Origin of the sequence: Heyndrickxia vini (genome assembly GCF_016772275.1) — a bacterium.
Classification (GTDB): Bacteria; Bacillota; Bacilli; order Bacillales; family Bacillaceae_C; genus Heyndrickxia; species Heyndrickxia vini.
Map to the genome: position 1 here is coordinate 2,315,132 of NZ_CP065425.1, position 11,364 is coordinate 2,326,495.

11 protein-coding genes are annotated in these 11,364 nt (G+C 34.6%); 3 read left to right on the forward strand and 8 right to left on the reverse strand.

The features are described 5' to 3' along the window. Window positions 1-110: 110 nt before the first annotated feature. Complete coding sequence (locus tag I5776_RS11610; protein WP_202776574.1) at window positions 111-3,287, reverse strand: DEAD/DEAH box helicase; 3,177 nt, start codon at window positions 3,285-3,287, stop codon at window positions 111-113. A 273-nt stretch (window positions 3,288-3,560) separates the two neighbouring features. Beyond that, on the reverse strand, window positions 3,561-4,316 hold the full coding sequence (locus I5776_RS11615) for an SDR family NAD(P)-dependent oxidoreductase (RefSeq protein WP_202776575.1): 756 nt from the start codon (window positions 4,314-4,316) through the stop codon (window positions 3,561-3,563). A gap of 229 nt (window positions 4,317-4,545) precedes the next feature. Between I5776_RS11615 and I5776_RS11620 the strand changes: the two genes are divergently transcribed. Further along, window positions 4,546-5,196: a TetR/AcrR family transcriptional regulator gene (locus I5776_RS11620; protein ID WP_202776576.1), complete on the forward strand. Its 651-nt coding sequence runs from the start codon at window positions 4,546-4,548 to the stop codon at window positions 5,194-5,196. A 205-nt stretch (window positions 5,197-5,401) separates the two neighbouring features. Here the strand turns inward: I5776_RS11620 and I5776_RS11625 are convergent, their stop codons facing one another. After that, window positions 5,402-6,646, reverse strand: coding sequence for an aminopeptidase P family protein (locus tag I5776_RS11625; protein WP_202776577.1), 1,245 nt, complete (start codon window positions 6,644-6,646; stop codon window positions 5,402-5,404). Between the two features lie 114 nt (window positions 6,647-6,760). Continuing rightward, on the reverse strand, window positions 6,761-7,273 hold the full coding sequence (locus I5776_RS11630) for a YbaK/EbsC family protein (RefSeq protein ID WP_202776578.1): 513 nt from the start codon (window positions 7,271-7,273) through the stop codon (window positions 6,761-6,763). 180 nt (window positions 7,274-7,453) lie between these two features. Here I5776_RS11630 and I5776_RS11635 point away from each other — a divergent pair, with 180 nt between their 5' ends. Then, on the forward strand, window positions 7,454-8,254 hold the full coding sequence (locus tag I5776_RS11635; protein ID WP_202776579.1) for an SDR family NAD(P)-dependent oxidoreductase: 801 nt from the start codon (window positions 7,454-7,456) through the stop codon (window positions 8,252-8,254). A gap of 359 nt (window positions 8,255-8,613) precedes the next feature. Here the strand turns inward: I5776_RS11635 and I5776_RS11640 are convergent, their stop codons facing one another. Further along, a complete protein-coding gene (locus tag I5776_RS11640) occupies window positions 8,614-8,784 on the reverse strand; it encodes a hypothetical protein (RefSeq protein WP_202776580.1) in 171 nt (56 codons plus the stop codon). A gap of 88 nt (window positions 8,785-8,872) precedes the next feature. Here I5776_RS11640 and I5776_RS11645 point away from each other — a divergent pair, with 88 nt between their 5' ends. After that, window positions 8,873-9,121 (forward strand): helix-turn-helix domain-containing protein, encoded by a 249-nt coding sequence (locus I5776_RS11645; RefSeq protein WP_202776581.1) that lies wholly within the window; start codon window positions 8,873-8,875, stop codon window positions 9,119-9,121. An 85-nt stretch (window positions 9,122-9,206) separates the two neighbouring features. On the opposite strand, the gene trhA is transcribed toward I5776_RS11645, so the two are convergent. The 3 genes from trhA to I5776_RS11660 form a co-directional block, all read right to left on the reverse strand. Next, on the reverse strand, window positions 9,207-9,842 hold the full coding sequence (gene trhA / locus I5776_RS11650) for a PAQR family membrane homeostasis protein TrhA (RefSeq protein ID WP_202776582.1): 636 nt from the start codon (window positions 9,840-9,842) through the stop codon (window positions 9,207-9,209). Between the two features lie 367 nt (window positions 9,843-10,209). After that, window positions 10,210-10,410 (reverse strand): cold-shock protein, encoded by a 201-nt coding sequence (locus I5776_RS11655; RefSeq protein WP_066231598.1) that lies wholly within the window; start codon window positions 10,408-10,410, stop codon window positions 10,210-10,212. Window positions 10,411-10,624: 214 nt separating this feature from the next. Continuing rightward, complete coding sequence (locus I5776_RS11660) at window positions 10,625-11,251, reverse strand: spore coat protein (RefSeq protein WP_202776583.1); 627 nt, start codon at window positions 11,249-11,251, stop codon at window positions 10,625-10,627. Window positions 11,252-11,364 lie beyond the last annotated feature (113 nt).

Here is an 11,364-nt window from a genome sequence, read left to right on the forward strand (position 1 = left end):
TCAGTGTTATAAATATTCTAATATATTCGAATTATAGATTCAATATTTTTAGAACATTTTAATTAAAATAAAAGGAGGTAATTTCATTCGATTTACATAATAACATTACGTTATACCATTAAAATTTCACGAATATCCTCTTCAGTTAGTGATGTAGATGTTTTTTCATCAATAATTTCTCCGATAAGATTTTTCTTCTTTTCTTGGAGCTCGTTCATTTTTTCTTCAATCGTGCCACGGGCAACTAGTTTAACGACTTGAACCGTATTTTGTTGACCGATTCGGTATGCACGATCCGCAGCCTGTGCTTCAACTGCCGGGTTCCACCAAGTATCGTAAAGAATAACTGTATCCGCCCCAGTTAAATTAAGGCCAGTGCCTCCTGCTTTTAACGAAATTAGGAATAAATCACGTTCTCCGTGATTAAAACGATTGCAAATTTCAATTCGTTCCTCAGAAGGTGTTTGTCCATCTAGGTAAAAAAATGGCAGACCCTGCATGAGTAATTCTTTTCCGATAAGCTCAAGCATTTTCGTAAATTGTGAAAAAATCAATACTCTTCTTCCCGACTCTTTCGCTTCGTCAATAATCTGCATTAGCTGCAAAAATTTCGCTGAACTCCCCTTATAACCCTCTACAAATAGTGCCGGGTGGCAACAAATTTGTCGTAACCGGGTCAAACCCGCGAGAATTCTAATTTTATTTTTACGTAAGGTGTCCTTATCTAGATGTTTTAATGTGTCATGCCTTAGTTTTGCTAAATAAGCAGCATATAATTTCTTTTGCTCCGGAAGCAATTCGATGGAATCTGTTGATTCTATTTTTTCTGGAAGTTCGGAAAGAACATCAGATTTTAACCTTCTTAGCAGGAATGGACGAATCCTACGGGATATGGTTTTTCTCGTTAAGTTACTATATTCTTTTAGTCCTAAAAATAGTTCAGGGAACACAATATGAAAAATGGACCATAGCTCTTCTAATGAATTCTCTACAGGTGTCCCTGTCAATGCAAATCGATGATCCGCTTGTACTTTTTTTACCGCCCTGGCCGTTTGGGTCACTGGATTTTTAAAAGCTTGTGCTTCATCAAAAAAAACAGTATGAAAGAATTGCTTCTCATACCATTTAACATCTTGGCGAAGCAAAGGATATGAGGTAATCAATACATCTAAATTCTTCAAATCCTTTTGTATGGCACTTCGTTCAGTTTTATTGCCATCAACGACAACTGCCTGTATCTCAGGGGCAAATTTCATGCATTCACTTAGCCAATTATATGTAACAGATGATGGACAGATAATTAATATAGGCTTTGTATTTTTACGAACTTCAGGTATAACGGATAGAATAAAAGCAATACTTTGCAATGTTTTTCCAAGGCCCATATCATCTGCAAGAATCCCCCCAAAACCAAAACTAGCAAGTGTTTTCATCCATTTGTAGCCGACTTCTTGGTATTCTCGCAACACACCTTTTAACCTGTTAGGAACTTCCGCTTCTATTTCTTGCGGATGTTGAATTGTATCCAAAAATGTTCGAAATGATTCTTCAACCATAAACATGGAACGATCTTCTACACCATCTAGATATGGAATAGCCTTTATAAGTGGAAGGTCCAAGCTCTTCTCCCAATCTTCATTTTGTACGGGTACGGCATGAAGAAAACGGTGAATTTCTTTCATTTCTCTCGTTTCTAACGATAGTAATGAACCATCTCGCAGGCGATAATACTTACGTTTTTCCTCAAGTGCCTGAAGAATATCTCGAATCTGCCCCTCCGGAATTCCATCCATTTCAAACGTAAATTCCAACCAATTTGTACGCTCTTTCTTTAGTCGAACACGAATTTTCAGCGGTGTGCTTTTTTTTGATATTCGATTCCTCACAGCGGTTGTTGCATACACTTGAACAAGCTTTTGCAATTTTGGCAAAGTATGATACAGAAATTCATATTCCAATTCTTCATTATGTAAAAAATAACCCTCATCAGTTTTTGTAAATGAGCTTGCCTCCATCAATTGTAAAATTTCCTCTTCTTTTTCTTCATCCCTAATGATTGCTGTACCAGCTAATTGACTTCTATTTTCCAATGGATTGATCACCATATGTTCATAGTGAAATTCCACCCCCGCAAGTAATCGGTTTCTAATACGATCCAAATATAACTTTGCATGCAAAGGTGCTTTTTTAAATTGATCAACTAAATTTCCATTGACACGAATTTCCCCTAATTTTTTCAAACTAGGTGCAACTTTTTCTAAAAATAATTGAAACTGATTTTCAGAGAAAGTTATTTGGTTTGTTCCTGATTCTTCCAACATTTGTTTTAAATCTGAGATGCGTTTACTTTCCTCGCTTTTCAGCGAATGTAATTTCCCATCAACTAAAACAAAGTTATACTCATTGAATACAATTAAATTATTTATTCCAATAACCTTTAGGAGAAAACCATTACCTTCCCTTTCAGTTAATTCAAATTGTAGTGGTAGCTTTTCAGTGGTAACTACTAATCGGTCATGTGTCTTTCCACTGTATTCCATTTTTATAAACGAAGTGTTTATTAATAAGGGGTAGAGTCTTTCCCACGATGATGGTGGGATAAGAATCGTGTTATCTTTGATTGAATGAGCCTGATCATTATATGTCTTTTCATCCAAAATCACCTGGATTAAGTGCTGAAGAATTTCATCTGCATCCTTTGTAAAACAATGCAGGGCCGGATCATACTTAAATGAATTAGATATTAAACATGAACGGCCATTTTTTATGTTCATAAGAAAATCACGAATTTTTTCTATCTGAATTAAGTCAATTTTTATTTTTATTCCGAAAAAATAGTTGTCATCAATTTTAATAGGATGGCAGATGAACTCAAGCGGAACGATTTGCCGATTTTCAAAATGTAGCTGATGCGCACTTGATCGTTTGGGTTGGGCGGAGAATAGATTGAGTACATCACTAGATAAATCATTGTCTAATGAATGTGATATTTCTATCCTCCCCTTACGTTGATCCTCATAAATCGCAAGTAGTACAGCGGCAATATGTTGGCAGTCCCTATTAAAAGAAGCGAGTGTCGGGCAGCTGCATGTCGAATGAAAAGTCCCATTTCTATCTACTTCTATTAATACATGGAAATATTCTGTTCCTGTAACAGTTGCTTCACATCTCTCCGAGAGCAAAACGTCAAATTTTACTTTATTTGCACGAAAAAAAGCTTCTCCTTTTTTATAGGAGACGGTTCCACAACGTTCTTTAATTGCTTTTAAATTTAATTTTATCTCCACTTAGGCTCGCTCCTTTCTGGAACGGATTGACTAGTAATCTGTCTTACCATTTTATAATAAATAAAGTGTGAATGAAAAGTTTTCGGGTTCGTATTCGAGGTCCTATCAGCGGGTAACCTAATAAAATTACATTATATATAAGTAAAAATTCATCGGTTTTTTCTGATTGGATGGGAGACGGAAATCAAAAAGGCAGTTTATTTTTAATAAACCACCTTTTTATATTTGAGTTTATACTTGCTTTGTCAAAGCGGAGTACAGTTTGCTAATTTACTAATCTAAAATTGACCCACCGTCAATAATCAATTCGATTCCAGTAACAAATCTTGATTCGTCAGACGCTAAATAAAGGACCCCGTATGCAATATCTGAAGGCTGACCAAGAATATTTAATGGAATACCTGCTAATGTAGTTTCTCTTACTTCCTTATTGCTAGTAAACATTTCAATCATCGGAGTTTCGATTGTACCCGGGTGTACGGAGTTGACACGAATATTGTATTTCCCATAATCAAGGGCAACATTTTTCGTTAACAGTCTAAGTCCGCCTTTCGAGCTATTATATGCAGCGTTACCTACTCCATTAATACCTGATAATGAAGAGATATTAACGATACTTCCACCTCCCGCTTTTTTCATTTCAGGAATAACTGCTTTAATTCCTAAATATGGGCCCTTCGTATTAATTTCAAGTATCTTATCCCAAGTAGATTCTTCTAAATCCTCAATTGTTTGAGTGATAAGACCTGTAATTCCCGCGTTGTTTACAAGAATATCGATCTTTCCATATTCCTTTACAGCCATATCAACAACGGTTTTCCACTCATCTGCTGATGTTACGTTATGTTTAATTGCAATTGCTTCGCCGCCATTTTCCCTAATTTCTTTCACTACATTTTCTAATAATTCAAATTGAACATCAGTAGCTACAACTTTCGCACCTTCACTTGCAAATAATCTTGCTTCTTCTGCCCCTTGTCCACTAGCAGCTCCTGTAATAATTGCTACTTTGTTAGCTAAACGTCCCATTGGTATCTCTCCTCTTAATTGTTTTATTTTTAGGGAAAAAAGTAATAGTAGTAGTTTTTCTAACTACGTTTAAAAACAATAATGATAGTATCACTATCATTATCATAGCTACATTATAATTCTTATATTTAAAAATAACAATTATCTAGTTTATCTGCTGCATAAAATTGACGGTTAATTGTTATTTTGTTAGCATCTTTACAGTATTAAGTTTAAGGGAAGTGTAAATATGGATCCTCAAAGTAGATGGGAACAAGAGCGACAGGAAGGAAAAAATAAACGTAAGAAAAGCATAGTAAAGGCAGCTGAACAGGTGTACAGCAGAAAAGGCTTTGAAAAAACAACCATGCAGGATGTTGCGGATGAAGGAAATTTAGGTATTGCTACTGTTTTTCGTTACTTTCCTAAAAAAGATAAATTAATTGAGGCTGTGGCTGTGAGCATATTGGAAAGATATTTGTGCATCTTTGACACGGTAGCGACATTAAACATTACATGTCTGGAAAAGATTGAAAAACTCTTTGATCATTTTATCCTTGATATTCAGCCGGAAAATTTAGAAAGCACACAGTTACTTGAAGCATTTGAAAGCTATGCTACCACTTCAGTTGAAGAACTTGAAAATTATCAAGATTACATAGATATTCGAAAAAAAATAGCCGATATACTTTTTAGAATCATTGAGGAAGGGATGGGGGACGGCTCGATTCGTACAGATATACGTACGAAAGATGTTTTAGCTTCCGTCATTAATGCATTTGGTTTATATTCAAGAAAACTTTCCTTATTTGAACGGATTCCCTTCATTGAGGATCATCCGGAACCTAGTGTTCAGTTATCTTTAATTAAACAGATTTTTATGGGTTATATTAAAGCTTAGCGCGAGTAACTATTATTTTTCCTACTTAGAAAGGTTTGTTTTCTATAAGGGTATACCTTCGAGGGGAATGTGAAGAAACACCTTAAGGATTCGTTCAACGGCTAGCAGTTGGAACCGGACGTAGATTAAAATTTATCTATTTTATGATTCTTAAGTAAAAAGCTCTCTCACGTCGAATGAAATGAGAGAACCTTTGTAGTCTTTTCTATTTCTTCATAAACTCCTCAATTTCTTCTGTGGAACGGAAGATATCCTTGGAAAGTATTTCGTTCCCCTCTTCTGTTACTAACACATCATCTTCAATGCGGATGCCGATTTCTTCTTCCTCAATATATAGTCCCGGTTCAACCGTTAACACCATTCCAGGTTGAATAATTAGATCTTTATAACTGCCAACATCATGGGTATCAAGTCCGAGGAAGTGGCTGACACCGTGATAGTAATATTTGCTAATTTCACTTTCTTCTTTTATTAACCCAACTTTAATACATTCTTCCGCCAAAACTTTTTTTGTATGTTCATTAAGCTTAGCGAATGGAACACCCGGTTTAATCAACTCAGTTGTTTCTCGTAGAGCTTTTAGAACGATATCATAATACATTTTTTGTTTATCTGTGAATTTGCCATTTACCGGAAAAGTGTAGCTAATATCCGCACTATAATAGTCATACTGTGCTCCTAGATCAAGTAACACAAGATTGCCATCTTCGACTGTTGCATCATTATTTTCATAGTGTAGGACTGTGCCGTTTTTTCCGCTCGCAACAATCGTATTAAACGCATAGCTCTTTACACCTTCTGATTTTAATGTAAAATCAAAATAAGCCTCCAACTGGTACTCTTTTAGCCCCGCTTTTGCATGACCCATTAAATTTTTTATTCCATTTTGTGTAATTTCAATTGCTTTTTTAATCTTTTCAATTTCTAGTGGTTGTTTAAATACGCGAAGTTCACAAATTTCCGGATAGACATTTTTTATTTGCACGTAAGGGAAATTCACACGGCATTTTGCTGCAAATTGCTGTGCCTTTGTTGTGACAGTATCTAATTCTCGTCTTTCAAGATCTAGGAATAAAGTAGAATCAGTGATTGAAAATAAGATTCTTGATAAAAAGGATTCAAACTCATCGATATAATGAATGGATTCAATTCCGGAACGATCCTTAGCTTCTTCATTAGAAATCGTTTTTCCCACCCACTTTTCCATAATTGGATCAGCTTTTTTTATAAATAAATATTCTTCAACCTTTTCACTTGTTTTCTGAGCTAGAAAAATAACATTAGGCTCGTCAATCCCTGTTAAATAATAAAAATTACGGTTAGGAACGAATTTGTATTCTTCATCAGCAGATTTCTGAGGTGCATTCCCGGCAAATAAAATAAGAAGCGATTGTTCATCCAATTTTTCATATAAACGTTTTCGATTATGTACATAAAAATCTTTATTCATACTATGTTCCTCTTTTCTTTAAAAATCTACTACTATTCTATAACTATACCATTATTCCGAAATTTCCCAAAACAAAAACTAAACTAGAAAATCACTTTCTAGTTCAGTTTTTGTTTATATTCTTGTATGTAAGGCTGTATCCTCCTGCTTTGCTTCTTCCCACCCTTTACATACATCTACCCAATCTTTTGCAGATGAAAAGGTATTCAATTCGTCTAATGTTAATTCAATTGCCGAATTCGCATTGCCACAAGCGGGGAAAACACTTTCAAACCGTTTCATTGAAATATCTAAAAACACATGTAAATCATTTTTTAAACCAAATGGGCAAACACCACCGATTTTGTGACCTGTTTGTTCTAATACCTCATCTGGTGAAAGCATACGAGCCTTATAGCCAAAGGTTTGGCGAAATTTCTTATTGTCTATTTTTGCATCTCCGGCGGCAACGATAAGAATTGCAGCATCTTCCTCACCTTTAAACGACAACGTTTTAGCGATTCTTGCCGGGATGACACCGATAGTTTCCGCAGCTTGATTAACGGTTGCACTCGATGTTTCAAATTCCATTATATCTTTCTCACGGTTCCATTGCTTAAAATGGGCTTGTACGCTTTCTATCGACATCGATACCATCCTTCCAATTTTCAGTATTAATAAAAAATGATAACATAATTTTAAGGAATATGAAATTTGCAACTACTCTCACCTACAAATATTTATATTCTATTCAAATTATTTCAATATCTAATAGTTTAATGTTAAAATATATATATAAATTTATTTTTAAATAAGGAGATTAAATATATGGGAAGAGTACAAAATAAAGTCGCATTGATAACTGGTGGTGCTTCAGGAATTGGTTTATCATCGGCAATATTATTAGCACAAGAAGGAGCAAAGGTTGTCATTGGTGATTATAATACGGAGGGCGCAAAAAAAGCTGCGAATAATCTTAAAGAGCAAGGTTTTGAAGCTGTAGGGATTTTTCTAGATGCTTCAAAACAAGAATCAATTAAGGAAGCAATTGATTTTACAATTGAACAATATGGTACCATTCATATTCTTTATAACAATGTCGGGTTAACTAATCTTCAGAAAGATTTAGATGTCGTAAATATTGATTTGGATGAGTGGGATCGCCTGATGAATGTTAATGTAAAAAGTGTCCTATTAGGGAGCAGATACGCCATTCCGCATATGATTAAGGCTGGTGGAGGATCGATCATCAATACTGCCTCTATGGCTGGATTTGCGGGTGATTCTTTGCGTTCTGCTTATGGGGCTTCAAAAGCGGCAGTTGTTAATTTAACTCGATATATTGCCTCTCAATACGGCAAAGATAATATTAGGTGTAATGCAGTTGCACCAGGTCTTATATTAACTCCCGCTGCTAAAAAGAATTTACCACCTGCAGTTTTAAATATTTTTGAGAAATATAACGCTTTACCCTACCACGGAGAACCGGAAGATATCGGCTATACCGTTTTATTTTTAGCATCTGATGAATCGAAATTTATCACTGGACAAACGATTCAAGTCGAGGGCGGTCATTACATGGGCAATCCAAGTATGGCTGATTTTAATGCCTTAAGCAATAAGGCATAATTATGTTCTGAACTATTCAACTTTGAAAATTTTCATACATTTCATGAAGAACCATTTTTTGTCCGATGTATTTATATCACTATTCGAGTTATAATAAAAGAAATAGAAAAAATTGGACGTATAGAAGGATGGTGACTTTCCATGAAAAATCGTGATAAAAGGCGAAAACGGAAACGTGACTTTCTAAAAAATTATCTTAAAGATCGATTGAAAAATTGGAAGCCTAATTCGGACAAATCGCCTGTGTCAAATAGTGGAAGGCAAGTGGATAAGTGAGATTTATTTAGGGTATCATTTCATGTGGTACTCTTTTTTTGCATGAGAGGGAAAAGTCCCCCTCGATCAATACGATTGATCTGTTAAAGTTTTTCTAATTCTTCCTCAAAATAAAAAGTAGCCGGATGTTCTTTCACAATATACGAGTTACGCTTCATATTAGTAATGTATTTTGCTTTTACTACTGTTACTTGTTCGTTAGTGGCCAATATCTTTACCAACTCATTTTTCGTAAATTTATAATTTCCCTTCATTTTTACACCTCTTTATAAATATTATATCATATTCCGCTCATTCCTACAGACTGGAATAGATGCCTTTCTATTTCCAGGAGACTATGGTATGCTTTATAAAAGTGAGGTGTTCGTTTTGACAAATTATAAAGCAAAAAAGAGTAACCTTAACACATTATTAGTACAAAACAATATGGATTTAGACATATTAGAGGAAAATACGAAAATTCCAAAAAGTCAGCTTGAGGATTATTTATCAAAAAAAGTTATGAATTTAAATACAGCGATGACAATTTCAAAAGAATTAAACTGTCAAATTGAAGATTTATATGAATGGAAAACAATTTCAAAAAAATAAACCTTCATCCAAATCTATATTAAAAGGGGATGCTGCATAAGTCTAATAACTTATGCAACATCCCCTTTTTGCTTGAATTATTTCGTTATAAATAAAGTAATATACCGAAAAAGTGACAGGCTGATCCAGCCATAACAAAGATGTGCCAGATCGCATGATGGTATTTAAATCCTCTCCACATATAAAATATGGAACCAATCGTGTATATTAATCCTCCGGCAACTAACAAAATGATTCCAGTTTGACTTAAATTCATCAAAATGGGTTTCCAAATTGTTATGATCCCCCAGCCCATGACTATATATAAAATAGTCGATGTAAAGAGATACTTTTTCACAAAAAAGCATTTAAAGATTGTACCTAAAATCGCTAGTCCCCAAACGATACCAAAAATCGTCCACCCTTGCCACCCCTTAACAATAAGGAATAAATAAGGTGTATACGTACCAGCAATAAAGAAATAAATAGCTGAGTGATCAAATATCTCAAAAACATCTTTCGCCTTTCCTTCACGGAGTGCATGTACAAGTGTAGATGACATATATAAGAATAGCATCGTAATGCCATAAACTGTAAAACTAATTATATGCCATGCATTCCCAGTAAGACTTGAAAAAATGATTAGCAAAACAAGTCCAGCGACACTTAGAAGTGCACCGATCCCATGTGTAATAGAATTAGCTATTTCTTCCCCTTTGGAAAATGTATGAGTAGCTGCCAATAGGATCATTTCCTTTCATAACTTAATTATATATAACCTAAAATAGTATGCACTATCTGAATATCGATAACTATTACCTAAAACAACAAAAGCCCTACCTCTCTTTTGTCCTAACGGCTCCTTGACCGTGCCAGTGTGAATCAGGTTATTTAAAGTCAAAATTCTACATTCTTGATGGAAAAATTCTGAAATAGATAGATGATTTTCTTGTAAATACAATTGAGGTAATTATGAATGGAAAATTAAGTGGTTTTTAATGAACGATTGTTTACGGAAAATAAGGTAAAAACATTATTTTCGAAAAAAGCCGAAAGAATATAAAGGTGAAGCTCTACAATTGCAAAGCTTCACCTTTCAATTGTTTTTATTAAGCTTTTTGAACGTTAGCAGCTTGGTCTCCGCGTTGACCTTGCTCGATATCAAAAGTAACCTTCTGACCTTCTTCTAATGTTTTAAAGCCTTCGCCTTGAATCGCTGAGAAGTGAACGAATACATCGTCTCCACCTTCACGTTCGATAAATCCAAAACCTTTTTCACTATTAAACCATTTTACTGTACCTTGTACCATGTGTAGTTCCTCCTAGTGTGTCAAGCACACAATGTATTACTATCCTTGCTCATTGGATATCAAGTCGATAAGCTTTAATTCACTTTTTCTACCATACATACCGAACAAAAATAATTCTTTTTAAGAATAACAGAAGTAAACGATAAAAGCAAGTTTTTATACTGGGATAGAGTTGATCTTTCCTTATTAGTTGATTATCAATCACCGTTCTCTTTCATTGATATAACTGATCACTATTTCCAGTTTCCGGATTTTGATATTGATTCATATATTGTTGAATTTGTGATTGATCTTCAGGGATTACTTTATACATTGCACCGATTTTTCCAATCATTGTTGTTTCTGCCGGTTCTAATGCATAATAACCTTTCTTCACCATATACTGCCACATGTCATAGGCGTGTGAACAACTCATCATAAAGGCAGTTTGACAAAATGATCGTATTTTTGGATTGGCCATTTCCATGGCTGACCATGCATACTCACGCCCAGCACGTTTGAGAGTTAATAAATATGCTGTAGCCATTTCTCGATCATTCATATTTTCAATCAATGTTCGAGGCTGGATAGGCGGATATTGATTCATATTTGAACTAGTAAAATCCTGAAGCTTCCCATCCTCTTTTAATAATGGCAATTCTTTTTTGGCACCATCCAATTCGTTTAAAAACTCTACTTTCATATTATAGTCTCTAACATGTAATGGAAAATGGGTTTCCAGTATACTTTTAAACTCCTGGCATTGTACATGTTCTAACATATATGCCATATTTGTTATCGAATTAACACAACTCATCGTTAATTCATTTAGATCATGTAATTCATGTGCAGCAAGTTTCATTTCTATTCCCCTCATTTCATACTTTTTTCATTGTTAGCTTGTTCGTTTTGGAGGGAACTATTCCAATACAGCCGTTTAATTTTCTAAACACAAATGAACGCCCTCCAAACGGG